This window comes from Pseudomonas sp. BNK-45, assembly GCF_047456255.1.
In the GTDB taxonomy this organism is placed as follows: Bacteria; Pseudomonadota; Gammaproteobacteria; order Pseudomonadales; family Pseudomonadaceae; genus Aquipseudomonas.
Map to the genome: position 1 here is coordinate 4,198,199 of NZ_CP179909.1, position 20,269 is coordinate 4,218,467.

The 20,269-nt window shown below is 65.0% G+C and carries 20 protein-coding genes; 9 read left to right on the forward strand and 11 right to left on the reverse strand.

The genetic code is table 11. The features are described from left to right. The first annotated feature begins 105 nt into the window (after positions 1-105). The 8 genes from ACMGG8_RS19315 to ACMGG8_RS19350 all read left to right on the forward strand — a co-directional run bounded on the left by ACMGG8_RS19315 (position 106) and on the right by ACMGG8_RS19350 (position 6,909). Positions 106-885, forward strand: a complete 780-nt coding sequence (locus ACMGG8_RS19315; protein ID WP_414158178.1) for a transporter substrate-binding domain-containing protein — start codon at positions 106-108, stop codon at positions 883-885. Between the two features lie 71 nt (positions 886-956). Further along, positions 957-1,682: an ABC transporter permease gene (locus ACMGG8_RS19320; protein WP_060839321.1), complete on the forward strand. Its 726-nt coding sequence runs from the start codon at positions 957-959 to the stop codon at positions 1,680-1,682. Beyond that, complete coding sequence (locus ACMGG8_RS19325) at positions 1,679-2,389, forward strand: ABC transporter permease (protein WP_060839320.1); 711 nt, start codon at positions 1,679-1,681, stop codon at positions 2,387-2,389. Before ACMGG8_RS19320 ends, ACMGG8_RS19325 begins: the two co-directional genes overlap by 4 nt. A 65-nt stretch (positions 2,390-2,454) precedes the next feature. Beyond that, the gene (locus ACMGG8_RS19330) at positions 2,455-3,216 is read left to right on the forward strand and encodes an ABC transporter ATP-binding protein (RefSeq protein ID WP_060839319.1); all 762 of its coding nucleotides are present in this window, start codon (positions 2,455-2,457) and stop codon (positions 3,214-3,216) included. A 12-nt stretch (positions 3,217-3,228) separates the two neighbouring features. Beyond that, complete coding sequence (locus ACMGG8_RS19335) at positions 3,229-3,708, forward strand: Lrp/AsnC family transcriptional regulator (RefSeq protein ID WP_011061344.1); 480 nt, start codon at positions 3,229-3,231, stop codon at positions 3,706-3,708. A 308-nt stretch (positions 3,709-4,016) separates the two neighbouring features. Further along, the gene (gene ctlX / locus ACMGG8_RS19340) at positions 4,017-4,955 is read left to right on the forward strand and encodes a citrulline utilization hydrolase CtlX (protein ID WP_414158179.1); all 939 of its coding nucleotides are present in this window, start codon (positions 4,017-4,019) and stop codon (positions 4,953-4,955) included. After that, entirely contained in the window at positions 4,952-5,986 is a 1,035-nt protein-coding gene (astA, locus tag ACMGG8_RS19345; RefSeq protein WP_414158180.1) for an arginine N-succinyltransferase, read from the forward strand. Before ctlX ends, astA begins: the two co-directional genes overlap by 4 nt. Positions 5,987-6,045: 59 nt before the next feature. Further along, positions 6,046-6,909, forward strand: a complete 864-nt coding sequence (locus tag ACMGG8_RS19350) for a LysR family transcriptional regulator (RefSeq protein ID WP_060839316.1) — start codon at positions 6,046-6,048, stop codon at positions 6,907-6,909. Between the two features lie 41 nt (positions 6,910-6,950). Here the strand turns inward: ACMGG8_RS19350 and ACMGG8_RS19355 are convergent, their stop codons facing one another. From ACMGG8_RS19355 to arnB, 11 genes are all read right to left on the reverse strand, one after another. After that, positions 6,951-7,655, reverse strand: a complete 705-nt coding sequence (locus ACMGG8_RS19355; RefSeq protein WP_414158181.1) for an HPP family protein — start codon at positions 7,653-7,655, stop codon at positions 6,951-6,953. A 231-nt stretch (positions 7,656-7,886) separates the two neighbouring features. Further along, positions 7,887-8,402: a GNAT family N-acetyltransferase gene (locus ACMGG8_RS19360; RefSeq protein ID WP_414158182.1), complete on the reverse strand. Its 516-nt coding sequence runs from the start codon at positions 8,400-8,402 to the stop codon at positions 7,887-7,889. A 41-nt stretch (positions 8,403-8,443) separates the two neighbouring features. After that, on the reverse strand, positions 8,444-10,069 hold the full coding sequence (locus ACMGG8_RS19365; protein WP_414158183.1) for an ArnT family glycosyltransferase: 1,626 nt from the start codon (positions 10,067-10,069) through the stop codon (positions 8,444-8,446). Then, positions 10,070-11,434, reverse strand: coding sequence for a UDP-glucose dehydrogenase family protein (locus ACMGG8_RS19370; protein WP_060839312.1), 1,365 nt, complete (start codon positions 11,432-11,434; stop codon positions 10,070-10,072). Continuing rightward, on the reverse strand, positions 11,431-11,844 hold the full coding sequence (arnF, locus tag ACMGG8_RS19375; RefSeq protein WP_060839311.1) for a 4-amino-4-deoxy-L-arabinose-phosphoundecaprenol flippase subunit ArnF: 414 nt from the start codon (positions 11,842-11,844) through the stop codon (positions 11,431-11,433). Before arnF ends, ACMGG8_RS19370 begins: the two co-directional genes overlap by 4 nt. Next, the gene (gene arnE, locus ACMGG8_RS19380; protein WP_060839310.1) at positions 11,841-12,185 is read right to left on the reverse strand and encodes a 4-amino-4-deoxy-L-arabinose-phosphoundecaprenol flippase subunit ArnE; all 345 of its coding nucleotides are present in this window, start codon (positions 12,183-12,185) and stop codon (positions 11,841-11,843) included. Before arnE ends, arnF begins: the two co-directional genes overlap by 4 nt. Continuing rightward, positions 12,182-13,831: a lipid IV(A) 4-amino-4-deoxy-L-arabinosyltransferase gene (gene arnT, locus ACMGG8_RS19385; protein WP_414158184.1), complete on the reverse strand. Its 1,650-nt coding sequence runs from the start codon at positions 13,829-13,831 to the stop codon at positions 12,182-12,184. The genes arnE and arnT overlap by 4 nt, the downstream gene beginning before the upstream one ends. Beyond that, entirely contained in the window at positions 13,828-14,712 is an 885-nt protein-coding gene (arnD, locus tag ACMGG8_RS19390; RefSeq protein WP_414158185.1) for a 4-deoxy-4-formamido-L-arabinose-phosphoundecaprenol deformylase, read from the reverse strand. Before arnD ends, arnT begins: the two co-directional genes overlap by 4 nt. Next, on the reverse strand, positions 14,712-16,718 hold the full coding sequence (gene arnA / locus ACMGG8_RS19395; protein WP_060839307.1) for a bifunctional UDP-4-amino-4-deoxy-L-arabinose formyltransferase/UDP-glucuronic acid oxidase ArnA: 2,007 nt from the start codon (positions 16,716-16,718) through the stop codon (positions 14,712-14,714). Before arnA ends, arnD begins: the two co-directional genes overlap by 1 nt. Continuing rightward, positions 16,715-17,734, reverse strand: coding sequence for an undecaprenyl-phosphate 4-deoxy-4-formamido-L-arabinose transferase (gene arnC / locus ACMGG8_RS19400; protein ID WP_060839306.1), 1,020 nt, complete (start codon positions 17,732-17,734; stop codon positions 16,715-16,717). The genes arnA and arnC overlap by 4 nt, the downstream gene beginning before the upstream one ends. 5 nt (positions 17,735-17,739) lie before the next feature. Further along, positions 17,740-18,879, reverse strand: coding sequence for a UDP-4-amino-4-deoxy-L-arabinose aminotransferase (gene arnB / locus ACMGG8_RS19405; RefSeq protein ID WP_414158186.1), 1,140 nt, complete (start codon positions 18,877-18,879; stop codon positions 17,740-17,742). A gap of 459 nt (positions 18,880-19,338) precedes the next feature. On the opposite strand from arnB, the gene xerC reads away from it, so the two are divergent. Beyond that, on the forward strand, positions 19,339-20,265 hold the full coding sequence (gene xerC, locus ACMGG8_RS19410) for a site-specific integrase (RefSeq protein ID WP_414158187.1): 927 nt from the start codon (positions 19,339-19,341) through the stop codon (positions 20,263-20,265). Positions 20,266-20,269 lie beyond the last annotated feature (4 nt).

Here is a 20,269-nt window from a genome sequence, read left to right on the forward strand (position 1 = left end):
GAACTCGACTGCGGTAACCCCGCACCCACTCTCTGCCCCTGTCACAAGTGGGGTCCGACGCCAGCGCCGGACCGCTATAAATCCAAATAATCCGGGACTCTGAAGATGACTAAAAAATGGCTGACCGTGCCGCTTCTGGCAATCGCGTGCGTTTCCATGGGCGCCAACGCCAAGGAATGGAAGGAACTGCGCTTTGGTGTCAATCCAAGCTATCCGCCCTTTGAATCCAGCACCGCCGACGGCGGCGTACAAGGCTTCGGTGTCGACCTGGGCAACGCCATCTGCGCCGAACTCAAGCTCAAGTGCGTGTGGATCAGCAACGACTTCGACGGCCTGATCCCGGCACTCAAGGCCGGCAAGTTCGACGCCATCGAATCGTCGATGACCGTCACCGATGCGCGGCGCAAGCAGATCGACTTCAGCGACCGGCTGTATGCCGGGCCGACCGCCATCGTCACCCGCAAGGGCTCGGGTCTTGAGCCCACTGGCGAATCCCTCAAGGGCAAGACCCTGGGCTACATGCAGGGCACCATCCAGGAAACCTACGCCAAGGCCAAGCTGGGCCCGGCGGGGGTCAAGCTGCGGGCCTACCAGAACCAGGACCAGGTCTACGCCGACCTGGTCTACGGCCGCCTGGATGCCTCGATCCAGGACAAGCTGCAGGCGCAGATGAGCTTCCTGGCCTCGCCCCAGGGCGCCGATTTCGAGAACAGCGCCGGGATCAGCGACCCGCTAGTACCGGCGGAGATCGCCATCGGCCTGCGCAAGGACCAAGACGAACTCAAGGCCATGCTCAATGGCGCCATCAAGGCCCTGCATGAGAAGGGCATCTACGCCCAGATCCAGCGCAAGTACTTCGGCGACCTCGACCTCTACAACAACTGATCGCCCCTGGCCGGCCCGGGACAGATGCGATCCGTCCCGGGGCCGGCCGCGGCGTCTGCAAGGTGATTGGCGTGAATACCTCGACGACTCTCTTCGGCCTCGACCTGACGGTCCTGCAAGGCTATGGCCCGCTGTTGCTGCACGGCACCTGGGTGACCCTGAAACTCTCGGCCCTGGCGCTGCTGGTGAGCATGGCCCTGGGCCTTTTGGGCGCGGCTGCCAAGCTCTCGCCCCTGCGCCTGCTGAACCTGCCGGCGACCTGCTACACCACCCTGATTCGCGGGGTGCCGGACCTGGTGCTGATGCTGCTGATCTTCTACAGCCTGCAAGGCTGGCTCACGGCCCTGACCGAGCTGCTGGACTGGCCCTACATGGAAATCGACCCCTTCGTGGCCGGGATCATCACCCTGGGCTTCATCTATGGCGCCTATTTCACCGAAACCTTTCGCGGGGCGATGCTCAGCGTGCCCCGGGGCCAGCAGGAAGCGGCGGCGGCCTTCGGCCTCGGTCGCTGGCAGCGCTTTCGTTTCGTGGTGTTCCCGCAAATGATGCGCTACGCCTTGCCCAGCCTGGGCAACAACTGGTTGGTGCTGCTCAAGGCCACGGCCCTGGTGTCGATCATCGGTCTTTCGGATCTGGTCAAGGTGGCCCAGGAGGCCGGCAAGAGCACCTTCAACATGCTGGACTTTCTGCTCCTGGCGGCGGCCCTGTACCTGCTGATCACCAGCGCCTCGAACCAGCTGCTGCGCCTGCTGGAACGGCGCTACAACCAAGGCGTGCGAGGGCTGTCGCGATGATCGAGCTGATCCAGGAATACTGGCGTCCCTTTCTGTTCAGTGACGGCGAGAGCCTGACCGGCCTGGCCATGACCCTGTGGCTGCTGGTGGCCAGCCTGGCCATGGGTTTTGTCCTGTCGCTGCCCCTGGCGATCATGCGCGCCTCCCACTGGGCCCTGTTGCGCTGGCCGGTGCAGCTGTTCACCTACGTGTTTCGCGGCACGCCTTTGTATATCCAGCTGCTGATCTGCTACAGCGGGCTGTACGGGATCGCCGCGATTCGCCAGCAACCATTGCTGGAAGCCTTCTTCCGCGATGCCATGAACTGCACCTTGCTGGCCTTCACCCTCAACACCTGCGCCTACACCGTGGAGATCTTCGCTGGCGCCATCCGCAGCATTCCCTATGGCGAGATCGAGGCGGCCCACGCCTATGGCCTCAGTGGCTGGCGCCTGTACCGGCGGCTGATCCTGCCCTCGGCGCTGCGTCGGGCACTGCCGTACTACAGCAACGAAGTGATCCTGATGCTGCACGCGACCTCGGTGGCCTTCACCGCCACCATCCCGGACATCCTCAAGGTGGCCCGGGACGCCAATGCGGCGACCTTCCTGACCTTCCAGGCGTTCGGCCTCGCCGGTCTTCTGTACCTGGGGCTGTCCTTCGGCCTGGTGGCGGCCTTCCGCCTGGCGGAGCGGCGCTGGCTGAGCTTTCTCGGCCCGGCCCATTGAGTGCCTGCCTTCCCATTTATCTGTCCAGAGCGTCGTCGTCCGCCACGGCGCTCCAGGAGTGTTTGATGTACAAGTTGAGCGTTGAAAATCTCTACAAGCGTTTTGGTGACAACGAAGTGCTCAAGGGCGTCTCGTTGAATGCCCGGGCCGGTGACGTGGTGAGCATGATCGGTGCCAGCGGCTCGGGTAAGAGCACCTTGCTGCGCTGTATCAATTTCCTCGAACGGGCCGACGCTGGAACCTTCGTCCTGGATGGCGAGGCCATCCTCACCCGGGATGCCCCCGGCGGCATGCAGGTGGCCAGCCCGGCCCAGTTGCAGCGCCTGCGCACGCGCCTGGCCATGGTGTTCCAGCACTTCAACCTGTGGAGCCACCTGAGCGTGCTGGACAACATCATGCTCGCGCCCTGTCAGGTGCTGGGCAGCAGCCGCAAGGCGGCCGAGGCCAGTGCCCGGGCCTACCTGGACAAGGTCGGCCTGCCACAACGCGTGGCCGAGCAGTACCCGGCGTTTCTCTCCGGTGGCCAGCAGCAGCGGGTGGCGATTGCCCGGGCCCTGGCGGTGGAACCGCAGATCCTGCTGTTCGACGAACCGACCTCGGCCCTGGATCCGGAGCTGGTGGGGGAGGTGCTCAAGGTGATCCAGGCGCTGGCGGAAGAGGGGCGGACCATGCTCATGGTCACCCACGAAATGGGCTTTGCCCGGCAGGTGTCGAGTCAGGTGATGTTCTTGCATCAAGGGCGGGTCGAGGAGCAGGGTGGCGCGAGCATCCTCGACCAGCCGCAAAGTGAACGTTTGCAGCAGTTTCTATCCGGCCGTTTGAAGTGAGGGAAGGCATCCATGGCGGACATCCGCGACTTGTCGATCGTGCTTGATCGAATCGACCAGGCGATCATCGAGGTTTTGCGCCACGAAGGGCGCATCACCTACCAGAAACTCTCCGAGCGCGTGCACCTGACCCCCAGGCCGTGCCTGGAGCGGGTACGCAAGCTGGAGCAGCTCGGGGTCATCCGTGGCTACGGGGCGATCCTCGATGAAAAGAAACTCACCCCGGGCCTGTCGCTGCTGGTGCTGGTGGCGCTGTCCAACCAGAGCGGGCGCGCGGCGCAGAAAGCCTTCGAAGCCAAGGTCCGTGCCTGTCCCCAGGTCCTGGAGTGCCGCCTGATCAGCGGCGCCTTCGACTACAGCCTGCGCATGCGCTGCCGCGACATGGAGCACTACCGGGTGCTGACCGAAGTCTGGTTCGACGACCCGGACCTGCACATCGACAAACTGGTCAGCCACCCCGAGCTGGCCATGGTCAAGACCGGCATGGAATAACCCCGTCATCGCCCTGCGTAGGAGCCGGCTTGCCGGCGAATAGGCCTGCAAGCCTGGCCGCGTCGACAAGATCGCCTTCGCTGGCGAGCCAGCTCCTACGCGTCTGTCGCGACATCCACGAACCTTCTCGGCGAACAGGTCCGTAAGACGGTGCGGGCAGCATGTCGATGTGTTCCGGGGCGCGAAATCGGCTGGAGCCGCCCGTGCTTTCAGCCATTTCCTGCTGTGCAAACCCGCCGATCAGCCGGGTTTTGTCCCTGCAAAAAATCACAATGAGGCCCTCTGAAAACTCATTGATTGCGTGCCCCATGCAGACCACTCACAGCGTTTTGATGATTCGCCCGACGCGCTTCTCCTTCAATCAGGACACCGCCGGCAACAACCGTTTTCAACGTCCGGCCGGGGTCGCCGAGGACGTCCAGGCCAAGGCCCTGGAGGAATTCGACGGCTATGTCGCGGCCTTGCGCGAGCAGGGGGTCAAGGTACTGGTGCATGAGGACGGCGCCGCGCCTCACACCCCGGATTCGATCTTTCCCAACAACTGCTGGAGCAGCCACCCCGACGGCACGCTGGTGCTGTACCCGATGCAGGGCCGCAACCGCCGCCTGGAACGCTTCAAGGGCGTGCTGGCCCACCTGCACGAGCAGTATGAGGTGGCCCGCACCCTCGACCTGACGCCTCTGGAACGGCAGGAGCTGTTCCTCGAAGGCACCGGCAGCATGGTCCTGGATCGCCAGCAGCGGATCTGCTACGCCGGCTATTCGAGCCGTACCCATCACCAGGCCCTGGTGCAATGGGGGGAACAGCTGGGCTACGAGCTCTGTGCCTTCCACGCCCGGGACCGCCACGGCGTGCCGATCTACCACACCAACGTGATGATGAGCGTCGGCAGCCGGCTGGCGCTGGCCTGCCTGCTGGCCCTGGACGACGGCGGCGAGCGCGCCGCCTTGCGTCAGCGCCTGGAAGGCAGTGGCAAGCAGCTGCTGCCCTTGACCTGGGCCCAGCTGGAGTCCTTCGCCGGCAATATGCTCGAAGTGCACAACAGTGCCGGCGAGTCGCTGCTGGTGATGTCCCGCAGCGCCTGGCGCTCCCTGGACGCCGAGCAACGCCGATTGATCGAGCGCCATGTGCAGCCCCTGCCGGTGAACATCGACACCATCGAACGCATCGGCGGCGGCAGCGCCCGCTGCATGCTGGCGGAAATCTACCTGCCTGAACGTCAACCTCAACTGGAGCACTCGCGATGATCGTCCGTCCCGCCACCCCAGCCGACCTGCCGGCCCTGCTGGCCCTGGCCCACAGCGCCGGTGCCGGCCTGACCACCTTGCCGGCCGACGCCGGGCGCTTGCGCTCGCGCCTGCAATGGGCCGAACGGACCTTCGCCGGGCAGGCCTCCCGGGCCGACGCCGACTACCTGTTCGTGCTGCAGAGCGGGCAGGGCGAAGTGGTCGGCATCTGCGCCCTGGCCGGGGCCGTGGGCCTGCGCGAGCCCTGGTACAACTATCGCCTGGGGCTGTTGGTCGCCGCCTCGAAGAACCTCGGCATCAACCAGCAGTTGCCGACTCTGTTCCTGGGCAACGACATGACCGGCCAGTCGGAGCTGTGCTCGCTGTTCCTGCATGCCGATCATCGCCAGGGCCTCAACGGCCGCCTGCTGTCCAAGGCGCGCTTGTTGTTCCTGGCCGAGTTTCGCCAGCACTTTGGCGACAAGGTGATCGCCGAGATGCGCGGCTATTCCGACGAGCAGGGCGTGTCGCCGTTCTGGGAGGGGCTGGGCCGGCACTTCTTCAAGATGAATTTCGCCGAGGCCGACCACCTCACCGGCCTGGGCAACAAGACCTTCATCGCCGAGTTGATGCCCAAGTTCCCGCTGCCCACCTGCCTGTTGCCGGAAGCGGCGCGGGCGGCGATCGGCCGCGTGCACCCCAATACCGAGCCGGCCCTGGGCATGCTCAAGGCCGAAGGCTTTGCCTTCAAGGACTACATCGACATCTTCGATGGCGGGCCCTTGATCGAATGCGCCACCGACGAGATCCGCGCGGTACGCGACAGCCAGGTGCTGCAGCTGTGCATCGGCACGCCGGGGGAACAGGCCGAGCCCTACCTGATTCACAACCGCCAGTTCGCCGACTGCCGGATCAGCGCCGCGCCGGCGCGGGTGGCGGCCGGCGCCCTGATGGTCAGCTCCGAGAGCGCCAAGGCCCTGGGGCTGAGTGCCGGGGCCTCGGTGCGGGCGGTGAGCCTGGCGGTGCCGGCTCGGCAAATGTCCGCGGCCTAGCAGCGCGGTATGGCGAGCGCCGCTACAATGGCGCTCGAATTTTTTGCCGGCGAGGCACCATGGACATCGATCTGGCGCGCACCTTCCTGGAAATCGTCCGCAGCGGCAGCCTGATCGCCGCTGCCGAGCGCCTGCACCTGACCCAGACCGCCATCAGCGCCCGGGTGCAGAACCTGGAAGGCCAGCTCAACTGCAAACTGCTGGTGCGCAACCGCGCCGGGGCCCGGCCCACCGCCGACGGCGAGGCCTTCATCGCCTACGCCAACCAGCTGGTGCAGACCTGGGAGGCGGCCCAGCGCGACCTGCCGCTGCTCGACGGTTACCACAACGTGTTGCACATCGGGGGTGAGCCGAGCCTGTGCAACCCGCTGATGCTCAGCTGGGTGCGGCGCCTGCGCCAGGCGCTGCCCAACCACGCAGTGCGCACCCAGATCGCCGAAGGCGCCAGCTTGCAGCGGCAACTGGAGCTGGGGGTGCTGGATGCGGCGCTGGTGTTCCAGCCGCTGTATTCCCCGGGCTTGCAGGTGGAGCAATTGCTCGAGGAAAAGCTGATCCAGGTGCGCCTGGCGGGGCGGCCGGAGCCCTATGTCTACATCGATTGGGGCGAGGACTTCCGTCGCCAGCATGACGCCGCCTTGCCGGAGCAGGCCAGGGCCGCGGTGGGCTTCAACCTGGGGCCACTGGCCCTGCAGTTCATCCTCGACGCTGGCGGCAGCGGATATTTTCGTACCCGGGTGGTGCAGAGCTACCTGGACAGCGGCGTGCTGGAACGGGTGGAAAAGGCCCCGGAATTCAACTTTCCCACCTACCTGCTGTATGCCCGGGAGCGTGACTCGGCGCAGCTGCAGCAGGCTTTTGCGGTGTTGCGCGAGGTGATCGAACAAGACCACGACTGGTCCCAGCGCTGGTCGCCGATGATCTGAGCCCCCCAACTGGCAGGCCCCTGCGCACAGGAATCGGGGGCTTAGCGGCGCGCTGAAAGGACTTGGCCGATGCTGCGGCGGCGGGCGTGGACTTGGCTGGCATGGATCAGCTGTTCGAGGTCTTCGGGGGTGACATCGAAAAACTCCTCCATCTCGGCCAGGGCCTGCTTCAGGTCTTCGGCGGTGATCGCCAGGCTGTCGCTCGGGGTCGCCGACGGCAGGATGGCCGGGGCATCGCTCGGGGCCTTGGGGTAGCGAATCCGCGTCAGGTTGTTGTAGACCAGGGCACTGGCCAGGAGACTGGCCGCCGCCAGCATCACCGGGCCCAGCTCGCGCCAGTCCAGAGCCACGCTGGTCGGATCGGCCAGGACCAGGGTCAGGGCCAGGGCGCCGGCCGGCGGATGCAGGCAACGCAACCAGCACATCAGCACCAGGGCCATGCCCGCTGCCAGGCAGGCGCTGCCCAGGCTGCGCCCCAGCACATGGGCCACCAGCAAGGCCACGACCCCGGCGCACAGGTAACCGCCCAGGATCGACCAGGGCTGGGCCAGGGCTCCGGACGACACGGCAAACAGCAGCACCGCCGAGGCTCCCAGCGGACCGATCAGGTGCAGCGCCACCGGCATGCCGAACACCTGGGCGCAGAGCCAGACACTGAACAGGGTGCCCAGGGCCATGCCGATGGCGGCGCGGCTCCATTCCAGGGGGCGGGTATTGATGGCGGCGGGTTTCCAGCGGGCAAGCATCGGCAATGGGGTCCATGACTAAACGGCGGGCAAAAAGAAGGGCTTGTCTGGATCACCAGAAAGCCCTTGAACGTTCCAACATTTGGGGGAGGAACGGGCACAGTGTGCCGAGCCTTCATGCAACTGACAAATTCATAATAATGCTGGTTTAGTGCATTTATTTTGCTGTTTGACGCCGATAAGCGTCGGCTGCCACGAGCGGCTTTTGCGGCCGGATAGGCCGCCAGGCTTCTACAGGGTCAGGCGCATGGCGCAGCGGCGTTCCGCAGGCAGGCCGTGCTGCGCTTCATCGGCCAGGACCTGACACAGGCGCGGACTCAGTTGGGCCGGCTGCAGGGTGACAAAGCCCTGGCGCTGATAGAAAGGCTCGTTCCAGGCCAGTTCGCGGAAGGTGCTCAGGGTCAGGGCCGTGAGCTGCCGTTCCAGGGCGAACTCCCGGGCCGCCTGCAACAGGCGCTTGCCAATGCCCTGGCCCTGGTGGCCAGTGGCAACGGAGATTTCCCACACATGCAGCTCGTGGTCGCAGATCTGGGCGTTGAGAAAGGCGCAGCGGGTGCCGTCGGCGGTCACCGCGACCCACACCGGGTGCTGGCGGATGTTGTCTCGCTGGCTCTGGGCATCGGCGACCTCGGCGTCGGCCAGCCAGGCCAGTTGCGGATCACGGCGAAAGAGTTCGGCAGCCGAGGTTTCAATGGCGGGCAGGAAGGCGGCGTCGGCCACCCGCGCCCGGCGGATCTGAATGGTCATGGGCGCGAGTGTAAGGAGCCGCTGGGGGCCGCGCAACGCTTTCAGGGTTGCGTGGCGCCGCGCTTGGGCAGGTGCAGCAGGACGAAGTCGTTCTTGTCGAAACGCCCGCTCAGGACCGGCGTCAGTCCGGCCAGGGGCGTGCCCTGCAGGCTGGCCAGGTCGCTCTGGTCAAGGATCACCCAGGCCGGGCCGGGGACCTGGGCCAGGGCGTCGGGGGTTTCGGTGAACTGCGGCTGCAGGTCCCGGTCCAGGTTGACCATGAACTTGATCGCCTTGGCGTCCTTGCCCATGCGGTGCAGGACCACCGGTGCCGGGTCGGCCTCGATCAGTTGCATGGCGCCGTGGCTGAAGGCGCGAGTGTCATAGAGACGGTGCTCCACCGGCTCGAAGACCCCGATGTAGCAGGCCCAGACCGCCAGCACCGCGCTGTAGGCCAGGCCCACGGCGCGCCACTGGCGCCGGCACAGCAGCCCCAGGGACAGCGCCTGCAACAGGCCGAGGATCAGCAGCATCGGCGTCAGCGAGTCGAGCTGCTCGGGGAACTTGCGCCGCAGCACCAGCAGGCCGACGATCAGCAGCCCGGGCAGCAACAGCCAGATGCCCTGGATCGCTGCGCGCAGCCAGGCCATCAGCCGGCCGTGGCTGGCCTGGAACGGATAAGCCGCAATGATCGCCGCCATGGGCAGCATCGGCAGCAGGTAGCGGGCCTTTTTCGCCTGGGGAATCGACAGGCCGATCATCACGATCAGTCCGGCAGCGGTGCACAGGCGCAGCAGTTTCAGGGCCGGTCCCTGCTCCGCGGGGCGACTGAACAGCACCGCGATCCACGCCAGGATCGCCAAGGGGTAGGCCAGGGCGTAGTTGCCCAGCGAGCTGGTGAAGTAATAGAAAACGTCGCTGGAGCCTTCGCTGCCGTCCATGCGTCCCATGAATTGCATGCGGATCACATCGTCGACAAAAGCCTGGCCACCGCTGAGCTTGGCCAGCCACAGCAGCAGGCCGACGCAGGCCACCAGCAGCAACAGCGCGCTGAAACCGACGCCGAACAGCCGCCGCCACTGGCCATTGAGCAGGTAGTAGCTGCACAGCATGCCGGTGGGGATCACCAGGCCGATGGGCCCGCGAATGGCAAAGCCCAGCACCAGCAGCAGGAAGATCCAGCCCAGGTGCCGGCGGGCGCCGAAGTGGTCATGGGCATAGCCCAGGTAGAACACCGCCAGGGACACCGCGGCGAGCATCTGGTCCAGGGACACGGCGCGGGTTTCGCTGATAAAGGTGTTGCTGAGCAACAGCAGGGCGACGCTGAGCAGGGCCCAGGTCCGGGAATAGGGCGCCAACAGGCGATAGATCAGACTGACGATCACGGCCGAGGCGATGGCCGTCGGCAGCCAGGCACTCAGGCTGCTGACCTGCCCCGCAGGCAGCGAGAACAGCCAGACCAGCAGGGTCGAGGCACTGGAGTAGTCCGCATAGGGCTGGCCATAGGTGGTGGGGAAGAACCCCGGCCCATGGCGCAGCATTTCCTTGGCGAACAGCACGAAGCGCGAATCGAAGCCGATGGCCGAATCATGACCGGCGCCGGCGCAGAACAGCAGCAAGGCCAGCAGCCCCAGCCCCAACGATTGCCAGAGAAGTGTGTTCGAAGGGGAGCTGGAGTGCGGGTTCATTCAAGCCTCGGTGGACCACTGCTGATGAGGAATCGGCAGGTTGCGCGATTCACCGCGGCCGATCGGGAAGTAGGTGAAGCCATTGCGCGCCAGGCGTTCGGCGTCGTACAGGTTGCGGCCGTCGAAGATCACCGGCGCCTTGAGGCGCTGTTGGATCAGGTCGAAATCCGGAGCCTTGAACTGCTGCCACTCGGTGCAGATGATCAGGGCGTCGGCGCCGGTGAGTACCGATTCCGGCGTGCCCATGAGCATCAGGCGCGATTCGTCCGGGTACAGACGCTGGGTTTCCTGCATCGCTTCCGGGTCGTAGGCTCGGACTTGCGCGCCGGCGGCGAACAGCGCGTCCAGCAGCACCCGGCTCGGGGCGTCGCGCATGTCGTCGGTGTTGGGTTTGAACGCCAGGCCCCAGAGGGCGAAGGTCTTGCCTTTCAGGTCGCCTTTGTAGAACGCCTTGATGCGCTCGAACAGCTTGTGCTTCTGGCGTTCGTTGATGGCTTCCACCGCTTGCAGCAGGTCGCTGGAGCAATGGGCTTCCTGGGCACTGTGGATCAGGGCGCGCATGTCCTTGGGGAAGCACGAGCCGCCGTAGCCGCAGCCCGGGTAGATGAAGTGGTAGCCGATGCGGGTATCGGCACCGATCCCCAGGCGGACCGATTCGATGTCGGCGCCCAGGTGCTCGGCCAGCTCGGCGATCTGGTTGATGAAGCTGATCTTGGTCGCCAGCATGCAGTTGGCGGCGTACTTGGTCAGCTCGGCGCTGCGCAGGTCCATGAACATGATGCGGTCATGGTTGCGGTTGAACGGTGCGTACAGGTCGCGCATCACGTCGCGCACTTCCTCGCGCTCGCAGCCGATGATGATCCGGTCCGGACGGCGGCAGTCGGTCACCGCCGAGCCTTCCTTGAGGAATTCCGGGTTGGAGACGATATCGAACTGCAGCGGGCGGCCATTGAGGACCTTTTCGATGTGCGCCTTCAAGGTGTCGCCCGTGCCCACCGGTACGGTGGATTTTTCCACCAGGATCACCGGTTGCTCACGGTGGCGTGCTACCGCATCGCCCACCGACAGCACATAGCGCAGGTCCGCCGAGCCGTCTTCGCTGGACGGCGTGCCCACGGCGATGAACAGCACCTGGCCGTGTTGCACCGCGAGTTTCTCGTCGCTGGTGAAGTGCAGGCGCTTGGCTTCGAGGTTTTCCTTGACCAGGCTGGCCAGCCCGGGCTCGAAGATGCTCACGTGTCCCTGTTGCAGCTGCTTGACCTTTTGCTCGTCGATGTCCATGCAGATGACATCATGGCCGACTTCAGCCAACACGGCGGCTTGTACAAGACCGACGTAACCACTTCCAAATACACTGATTTTCATGGGGTATTCCTGGGACTTGTCGCGGGTGCAGATCGAGAGTTGATGGTGATGACCCCGAGGATGACCAAGGCCACCCCGAGGCTTTTGGATAGCGTGAACGGTTCGTTGAACAGCGGCAGGCTGGCGGCCAGCAGGTAGACCAGCGCGTAGCTGATGCTGAGCAGCGAATAGGCCCGGCCCAGCGGCAGGTCGCGCAGCGCCAAAAGCCAGCAGAGCATCGACAGCGCGTAGGCGCCGATGGCCGCGATCACGACTGCCAGGGCGGCCAGATCGACGTTGCCGGCGCTCAAAGCCGACAGCCACTGATCCGGGGCGGGCAGGCGGGTCATGCTCCAGCGCATGCCCAGCTGGGCGCCGCTGACCAGGGCCACGCTGCCCAGGGCGAAGGCAAATCCCTTGGCGCGGCTCATGCGTGGCGACTCAACAGCAGCACGCCGCCAATCACCAGGGCCACGCCGAGCCAGTGGCGACGGTCGATGGGCTCATGAAAGACGAAACGGGCGATCAGGGTAATGAACACGAAATTCAGGCTGAGCATCGGGTAGGCCACGCCGACTTCCATGCGCTGCAGCACCAGCAGCCACACCAGCAGGCCCAGGCCGAGGCTGAACAGGGCCAGCCACAGCCAGCCCGAGCGCAGTTTGTGCAGGGCGCCGGAGGGCTGGTCGCGCCAGCTTTCCACGGCGAACTTCTGTGCCACCTGGCCCAGGCAGGTCAGCCCGCAGGCCAGGAGTAGCAGCAACAGGCTCATGGCTGGCTCTGGGGAATGATGAAGATCACGATATTGCCTTGCTCGTAGCGCTTGGCGTCCTTGGGCAGCAGTTCGACTTCATGCGCCTCGTCGCTGCTCTTGACCCGCATCACCACGCCGATCGAGCCCTGCTTGCGGGCTTGCTCGATCCACGGCTGGACCTGGTTCAGGTCGACCTTGCGCGCGGCGCTGTCTTCGTAGCCCAGGCCGTACTTCACTTCGCCTTCGGTGTTGTACAGGGTCACGTCAGGGCGACCCAGGCGCCAGGCCAGCGCCGAGGCCGCGCCCAGGTCGTTGCTCAGCAGGGCCTTGGCCTGACCCAGTTCGGCCACGTGATCGATGATGAACTGGTCGGGAATCTTGTTGTAGACCACCGAATTGGGCAGCGCCGCCGGGGCCAGCGCCACCAGCAGGAAGCTGCCCAGGGCCGGTGCGGCCCACAGGCTCAGTGGACGCATGGCCTGCAGCAGGTTGCTGAGGATCCAGCCCAGCAGCAGGACATAGACCAGCACCAGGTGTTGCGGCTCGTCCACATACACCGGTTTCTTCATCTGGAAATACACCAGGGCCAGCAGCCCCAGCAGACCGGCCACCAGGTTGAGCACGCCGTTGAATGCCAGCAGCCGGGTCTTGCCGGCGGCCAGGCGGTCCACCAGGGTGTGGCCCATCAGCAAGGCCAGGGGCAGCAGGCACGGCAGGATGTAGGCCGGCAGCTTGCCCTTGCTCAGGCTGAAGAACGCCAGGGGCAGCACCAGCCACAGCAGCAGGAAGCCGCTGCTGTTCAGGCGCCGTTGTTCCCAGGCCTGCTTCAGGCTGGCCGGCAGCAGCAACACCCAAGGCACGCTGAAGCCCACCAGCAACGGCAGGTAATACCACCAGGGTGAAGCGTGCTGGGCGTCTTCGCCGGCAAAGCGCCGGATGTGCTCGTGCCAGAAGAAGAAGCGCCAGTAGTCCGGTTCCTGGGCGTGCACCCTCAGGGCCCAGGGCAGGCTGATGAGAATCGCCACCAGCACGCCGAGGCCGCCATAGATCAGCAGCGCGCGCAGGCGCTTCTGCCACAGCGCGTAGGGCAGGGCCACCAGCACCGGTAGCAGCCAGGCGAGAAAGCCCTTGGTCATGAAGCCCATGCCGCAGGCCAGGCCCAGTACCACCCAGGCGCTGATCTGGCCGCGCACGCTGCGGCAGTCGAAGGTGAACCACAGCGCCACCAGGCTCAGGTTGACCCAGAAGGTGAACTGCGGATCGAGGTTGGCGTAGCCGGCCTGCAGCGCGACCACGGTATAGCTCATGTAGAGCAGGGCGCTGGCCAGGCTCTTGCGCGGATCGTTCCACAGGCGCCGGGCCAGCAGATAGGCCAGGACCACGCTGAGGCCGGTGCTCAGGGCCGAGGCCACGCGCACGCCGAACAGGTTGTCGCCAAACAGCGCCTGGCCGATGGCGATCATCCAGTAGCCGGCCACCGGTTTTTCGAAATAGCGAATGCCCATGAAATGCGGCGACGCCCATTTGCCGGTCAGGAGCATTTCCTGGCTGATCTGCGCGTAGCGGGTTTCATCGGGAATCCACAGGCCGTGGGTGGCCATGGGCAACAGGTAGAACAGACCGAAAGCGATCAACAGCAGCGGCAGGGCCCAACGTCTGATCATGCGCTTTGTACTCCCAGCCAGCCTTCGCGGCCTTCCAGCGCGCCGCGCACGACCTTGCCCGCTGGCAGGCTGGAAAGGTCCGCCGGGAGCATGTCGCCCAAGGGCTGGAAGTGGATGTCGCGCTGCTTGGCACTGGCCAGCAGCTGGCGGAAATCGTTGGCCATGAGAATCCCTTCTACTTCGGCATGCACGGTGTAGACGTTGAGCTTGTCCGGGCTGAACCGGTCGAGGATGTAGCGGTTGAAATCCTTGGCAGCCACCACCGGCCCGACCACTTCGTCGAAGGTCGGCAGGTCCACCGGAATCTGTGGGGCGCCCAGGCTGCCGTCCGCCAGGCGTGGCTGGAACAGGCTCTGGCCGCGGCAATCGCTGTTGTAGCGAAAGCCGAATTGTTGCTTGGCTTCGATGACGCGTTCATCGGCGCGCCAACCGGCGGACGCCGAGCAGCTCACCGCTTGCCCGAGAATATCGTTGAGGCTGTCGACGCCACGGCGGATCTGTTCGATCAGCTGCGCGTCGCTCCAGCGCCCGGTGTTGGCCTGCCAGCCGTGGTGATCCCAGGCGTGCAGGCCGACTTCGTGGCCGGCGGCCAGGGTCTGGCGCATCAAGTGCCCCAGGTCCCGGCCAATGGGTTTACCCGGCCAGGCAGTGCCGGCCAGGAGTATGTCCCAGCCGTACAGGCCCGCGGCATTGGACCGCAGCATTTTCCAGAGGAACTGCGGACGGATCAGGCGCCACAGGTGGCGCCCCATGTTGTCCGGCCCGACGCTGAAGAAGAAGGTGGCCTTGACCCCGGCTTCGTCCAGCGATTCGAGCAGCCGTGGCACCCCCTCCCGGGTGCCGCGGTAGGTATCGACATCAATGCGCAGACCTGCCTGCATCAGCGAGCTTCTTCTTTCGAACGGTCGGCGATTTCCAGCATGGCTTCACGCAGGAAGAAGTCCAGGGTGTTGCCGATGGTTTCGCTCATCTCCACGGTCGGCTCCCAGTTCAGCAGGCGCTTAGCGTTTTCGATGCTGGGCTTGCGGTGTTCCACGTCCTGGTAGCCAGCGCCGTAGAAGGCCTTGCTTTCGACGTCGCGGAAACCGGCGAACGGCGGGAAGTTGCCACGCAGCGGGTGGGCTTCGAACTGACGCAGCAGTTCTTCGCCCAGCTGGCGGATGCTGGCTTCGTTGTCCGGGTTGCCGATGTTGATGATCTGGCCGTTGCAGCAGTCGTTTTCGTTGTCGACGATGCGTGCCAGGGCTTCGATGCCGTCGGCGATGTCAGTGAAGCAGCGCTTCTGCTCGCCACCGTCGAACAGACGGATCGGCGTGCCTTCCACCAGGTTGAGGATCAGCTGGGTGATGGCGCGGGAGCTGCCGATACGGGCCGAGTCCAGGCGGTCCAGGCGCGGGCCCATCCAGTTGAACGGACGGAACAGGGTGAAGTTCAGGCCCTTGGCGCCGTAGGCCCAGATCACCCGGTCCAGCAGCTGCTTGGACACCGAGTAGATCCAGCGTTGCTTGTTGATCGGGCCGACGATCAGGTTGGAGCTGTCTTCGTCGAAGTTCTTGTCCTGGCACATGCCATAGACTTCCGAGGTCGACGGGAAGATCACGCGCTTGTTGTACTTGACGCAGTAGCGAACCAGTTTCAGGTTCTCTTCGAAGTCCAGTTCGAACACGCGCAGCGGGTTGCGGGTGTATTCGATCGGCGTGGCGATGGCCACCAGCGGCAGGACCACGTCGCACTTCTTGATGTGATATTCGATCCACTCGGAGTGGATGCTGATATCGCCTTCGACGAAGTGGAAGTTCGGATGGCTGCGCAGGCGCTCGATGGCGTCGGAGCCGATGTCCAGGCCGTAGACGTCGTACTTGTCGTCACGCAGCAGGCGCTCGGACAGGTGGTTGCCGATAAAGCCGTTGACGCCCAGGATCAGCACGCGGGTGCGGCGTGGCTTGCGGCCGGATTCGGCACCGCGCAGCAGGGAACCGTCCACCAGGCCCAGCTCATTGGCCAGTTGCGGGCCACCCAGGTACAAGCCGTTGGCGTTGCGCTGGCCGGAGGTGATCACCAGCGAGTCTTCGCCACAGGCGATGCGCAGCGGGTCGACGCTGATGACCCGGCCCGGGGCCTGGCCTTCATTGCCCTTGACCACTTCGGCGCTCCAGACGATCAGCTTGTGCTCGCCCACGGCGCAGAAGGCGCCCGGGTACGGTTGGGTCACCGCGCGTACCAGGTTGAACAGCTCTTCGGCAGGGCGCTTCCACTCGATCTTGCCGTCTGCGGCCGTGCGACGACCGTAGTAGCTGGCCTTGGACTCGTCCTGGGCGGTCTCGGTGATTTTGCCCTGGGCCAGTGCCGGCAGGGTGTCGCGCAGCAGGCTGGCGGCGGCGTCACGCAGTTTGTGGTGCAGGGTCAGGGCGGTGTCGCTGCGCTCGATGGCCACGCGTTCCTGGGCAATGATGGCGCCGGCGTCGGCGCGCTTGACCATGCGGTGCAGGGTCACGCCGGTTTCGGTTTCGCCCTTGACCAGCACCCAGTTGGCCGGTGCGCGACCCCGGTAGCGCGGCAGCAGGGAACCGTGCAGGTTGAACGCGCCCTTGCTGGCGGTGGCCAAAAGCGGCTCGCTCAGCAGGTTGCGGTAATAGAAGGAGAACAGGTAGTCGGGGTTGAGCTTGGCGATGCGCTCGATCCACAGCGGGTGGTTGGCATCTTCCGGGGCGTGCACGGCAATGCCTTTGCGGGCGCAGAGCTGGGCCACCGAGCCGTAGAAGGTGTTTTCCTTGGGGTCGTCGGCGTGGGTGAACACGGCGGCGATCTCGTAACCTGCGTTGAGCAGGGCTTCGATGCCAGCACAGCCAATATCGTGGTAGGCGAAGACAACAGCTTTATTGCTCATGGCGAAACCTGATCTGTATGAGTGGAAGTTAAACCGTCGACAGTCACAGCGGGGGCCGGGGCCGCGGGCTGGCTGCGCAAGACTTTTTCGATGAAGAAGCGCGGGCGGGCCCGCACGTCGCTGTACATGCGTCCCAGGTATTCACCCAGAAGACCCATGCCGATGAACTGGCCACCGGTGAACACGAACAGCACCGCGAACAGCACGAAGGTGCCGTCGCCGGCCCAGGTGGCGCCGAAGATCAGGCGCAGGACAATCAGCATCAGGGCGAACAGGGCGCCGACCCCGGCCATGCCGAAGCCGATGATGCTCAGCAGCCGCAGCGGCGTGGTGGTCATGCAGGTGATCAAGTCGAACATCAGGTTGATCAGGCGCATCGGGCTGTACTTGGAGTCGCCGTGCTCGCGCTCGGCGTGCTCCACCAGCACCTCGGTGGTGTGCCGGGCAAAGCTGTTGGCCAGGATCGGGATAAAGGTGCTGCGCTCGGTGCAGGCCAGCATCGCGTCGATGATGGTCCGGCGATAGGCCCGCAGCATGCAGCCGTAGTCGCTCATGGCCACGCCGGTGGAGCGTTGCACGGCGAGGTTGATCAGTTTCGACGGCCAGCGGCGGAACGCCGAATCCTGGCGGTTGTTGCGCACGGTGCCGACCACGTCGTAGCCGAGCTCGGCCTGGGCCACCAGGCGCGGAATCTCTTCCGGCGGGTTCTGCAGGTCGGCGTCGAGGGTGATCACCACGTCGCCGCGGCATTGCTCGAAGCCGGCCATGATCGCCGCGTGCTGGCCGTAGTTGCGGTTGAGAATCACCGCCACCACCGGGCTGCCTTCGCGCTCGGCGGCCTCTTGCAGGATATTCGCCGACTGGTCGCGACTGCCGTCGTCCACCAGGACGATTTCAAACTCGTGCTTGAGTTGGCGGCAGGCCGCTTCGGTGCGGCGCAGCAGCTCGGGCAGGCTCTGTTCTTCGTTGTAGACCGGAATCACGATCGACACGAACTGGATTGGGTAAGGTTTCAAAGGCTTCAGTCCAGGAGGTTTTCAATGGCACCGGCAACCCGTTCGACATCGTCGAGGGTCATGTCCGGAAACAGTGGAATCGAGCATAGCCGCGCCGAATTCCATTCGGTATGGGGCAGGTGCACTTCAGGGAAGCGCTGTCGGTAATAGGTATGCAGGTGCGTCGCGATGAAATGGATGCCGGTGCCGATGTTCTGCTCCTGCAGGCCCTTCATGAAGGCGTCGCGGTCCAGGCCGCAGCGCTCGGCGTCGATGCGCAGGATGAACAGGTGCCAGGCATGCTGTTGCGGGTACTGGGGCAGGTGCAGAGGTTGCACCGGCAGGCCTGCGAGGCGCTCCAGGTAAGCCTTGGCCAGCACTTCGCGCTTGGCGTTGATCTCGTCCAGGCGCTGCAGCTGCACCAGGGCAATGGCGGCGTTCATGTCCGCCAGGTTGTACTTGAAGCCGGGCTCGATGACCTGGGCCTGGGGCTTGCGCCCGTGGGTCAGGCGGTCGTAGGCGTCCACCCCCAGGCCATGGAACTTGAGCATGCGCACCCGGTTGGCCAGGGCTTCGTCATCGCTGACGAACATCGCGCCCTCGGCGCAGGTCATGTTCTTGATCGCGTGGAAGGAGAAGATCGCCGTGCCCCGGGCGCCGATGGCGCGTCCGCGGTAGGTGGTGCCGGCGGCGTGGGCGGCGTCTTCGATCACCGGGATGCCGTGCCTGTCCGCCAGGGCATACAGCGGATCCAGGTCGAAGGCGGCGCCGGCGTAATGCACCGGAATGATCGCCTTGGTCCGTGGGGTGATGGCCGCTTCGATGCGGGCCGCGTCGCTCATCAGGGTGTCGGGATCGACATCGACGAACACCGGGGTCGCCCCCAGCAGGCAGATCATGTTGGCGGTGGAAACCCAGGTCTGGGACGGGGTGATCACCTCGTCGCCAGGACCGATGCCCAAGGCCAGCAGGGTGATGTGCATGGCGCCGGTGGCCGAGGACAGGGCCACGGCATGTCGGGCGCCGACGCGTTCGGCGAACTGTTGTTCCAGTTCCTGGTTTTTCTGGCCGGTGGTGATCCAGCCGGAGCGCAGAACCTGCTCCACTGCAGCTATCTCTTCGTCGCCAATACTCGGACGCGAGAAGGGAAGGAAAGCCTGGTTCATGGTTACCTCGGGTTTAGCTGATGCCGGAAATACGGGGTCTTGCGAGTGAACGGACGGTTCATGGAAAGCGGGGAGGTCATGCAGTCATTGAGGCACATCCAGTCATTGAGCCAGCGGGGCATTCCATGCAGCACATGAGTAAAGACTATGTTTGTGAAAAGTAAATGTGGATCAAGGTGTTATCTTTGCAACCTGAGAAAAAGCTGCACTCGGAGGGCGAGCCGTCGGGGGCTGAGATTAAGCGGAAAAATGTGAAACGAATATGAAAAATAAGGTAAAAGTCCGTTTTTCTGCGAGCCAGACAGCCAGCGTTCAGTTTGTGTGCAAGGGCGGCAATCAACTGAGTGCGGGCCATTGTTTTAGCCGGTTTTCGGCGGCTGTTGAAGAGGGTAACCGCAGACTTTTTTCTCCTGGTTCAGGGTGCTACCCGGTGCAACCCGCTCCCTGGGGACGACCCTGATGTCGTCCGTACCTGGTGCTTGCAGCGCCAACCCCCTCAGCCTGTACCTGACCCGCCTGGCCCCCTCCAGCCAGGCCACCCTGCGCTACGTGCTGCAGGACGCCGCCGACCGCCTGGGCTATGAAGACCTCAACCTGGAGGACATCCCCTGGCACCAGCTGCAGCCCGAGCAGGTCACGGCCCTGGTGGCGACCTTGCGCCGCGACGGTTACGCCCCCAGCACGTCCTCGCTCTACGTCAACGCCCTGCGCGGGGTGTTGAACGAAGCCTGGCGCGCCAGCCTGATCAGCCACGACCACCTGCTCAAGATGCGCTCGGTGAAGGCCATGGGCGGCACGCGCCTGTCCCGGGGGCGCAACCTCAGGCGCGGGCTGATCCAGGAGCTGATGGCCGTCTGTGCCGCCGACCCGCGCCCCCAGGGCGTGCGCGACGCGGCGATCATCGCCGTGCTCTACGGCTCGGGCATGCGCAAGTCGGAGTCGGTGAACCTGGATCTGGCCCAGGTCGACTTCGCCCAGCGCAGCCTGCAGGTGCTGGCCAAGGGCAACAAACAACTGATCAAGTACGCGCCGACCTGGGCCTTCGACAAGCTCCAGGCCTGGCTGGACCTGCGTCGCGCAGACTTGCCGGCGGGCCTTGAGGACGACGGCTTTCTGTTCAACCGGATCCGCCGCGGCGGTCATATCACCCGCGAGCGCATCACCAAGCACGCCATCTACTACATCGCCCGGCAGCGCGGCGCCCAGGTCGGCGTGCGGATCATGCCCCACGATTTCCGCCGCTCATTCATCACCCGAGTGATCGAGGAACACGACCTGTCGATTGCCCAGAAGCTGGCTCACCACACCAACATCCAGACCACCGCCAGCTATGACATGCGCGACGACAATGAGCGGCGCCGGGCCATCGATCGCTTCGACCTGTGAGCCA

Coding starts and splice junctions, on each gene's coding strand:
- arnD (WP_414158185.1), bottom strand. CDS start 14,712: ATGCAGGCAGGTCTGCGCATTGATGTCGATACCTACCGCGGCACCCGG.
- arnT (WP_414158184.1), bottom strand. CDS start 13,831: ATGATCAGACGTTGGGCCCTGCCGCTGCTGTTGATCGCTTTCGGTCTG.
- arnA (WP_060839307.1), bottom strand. CDS start 16,718: ATGAGCAATAAAGCTGTTGTCTTCGCCTACCACGATATTGGCTGTGCT.
- xerC (WP_414158187.1), top strand. CDS start 19,339: ATGTCGTCCGTACCTGGTGCTTGCAGCGCCAACCCCCTCAGCCTGTAC.
- ACMGG8_RS19355 (WP_414158181.1), bottom strand. CDS start 7,655: ATGCTTGCCCGCTGGAAACCCGCCGCCATCAATACCCGCCCCCTGGAA.
- ctlX (WP_414158179.1), top strand. CDS start 4,017: ATGCAGACCACTCACAGCGTTTTGATGATTCGCCCGACGCGCTTCTCC.
- ACMGG8_RS19350 (WP_060839316.1), top strand. CDS start 6,046: ATGGACATCGATCTGGCGCGCACCTTCCTGGAAATCGTCCGCAGCGGC.
- ACMGG8_RS19360 (WP_414158182.1), bottom strand. CDS start 8,402: ATGACCATTCAGATCCGCCGGGCGCGGGTGGCCGACGCCGCCTTCCTG.
- arnB (WP_414158186.1), bottom strand. CDS start 18,879: ATGAACCAGGCTTTCCTTCCCTTCTCGCGTCCGAGTATTGGCGACGAA.
- astA (WP_414158180.1), top strand. CDS start 4,952: ATGATCGTCCGTCCCGCCACCCCAGCCGACCTGCCGGCCCTGCTGGCC.
- ACMGG8_RS19365 (WP_414158183.1), bottom strand. CDS start 10,069: ATGAACCCGCACTCCAGCTCCCCTTCGAACACACTTCTCTGGCAATCG.
- ACMGG8_RS19330 (WP_060839319.1), top strand. CDS start 2,455: ATGTACAAGTTGAGCGTTGAAAATCTCTACAAGCGTTTTGGTGACAAC.
- ACMGG8_RS19370 (WP_060839312.1), bottom strand. CDS start 11,434: ATGAAAATCAGTGTATTTGGAAGTGGTTACGTCGGTCTTGTACAAGCC.
- arnE (WP_060839310.1), bottom strand. CDS start 12,185: ATGAGCCTGTTGCTGCTACTCCTGGCCTGCGGGCTGACCTGCCTGGGC.
- arnF (WP_060839311.1), bottom strand. CDS start 11,844: ATGAGCCGCGCCAAGGGATTTGCCTTCGCCCTGGGCAGCGTGGCCCTG.
- ACMGG8_RS19335 (WP_011061344.1), top strand. CDS start 3,229: ATGGCGGACATCCGCGACTTGTCGATCGTGCTTGATCGAATCGACCAG.
- ACMGG8_RS19315 (WP_414158178.1), top strand. CDS start 106: ATGACTAAAAAATGGCTGACCGTGCCGCTTCTGGCAATCGCGTGCGTT.
- ACMGG8_RS19325 (WP_060839320.1), top strand. CDS start 1,679: ATGATCGAGCTGATCCAGGAATACTGGCGTCCCTTTCTGTTCAGTGAC.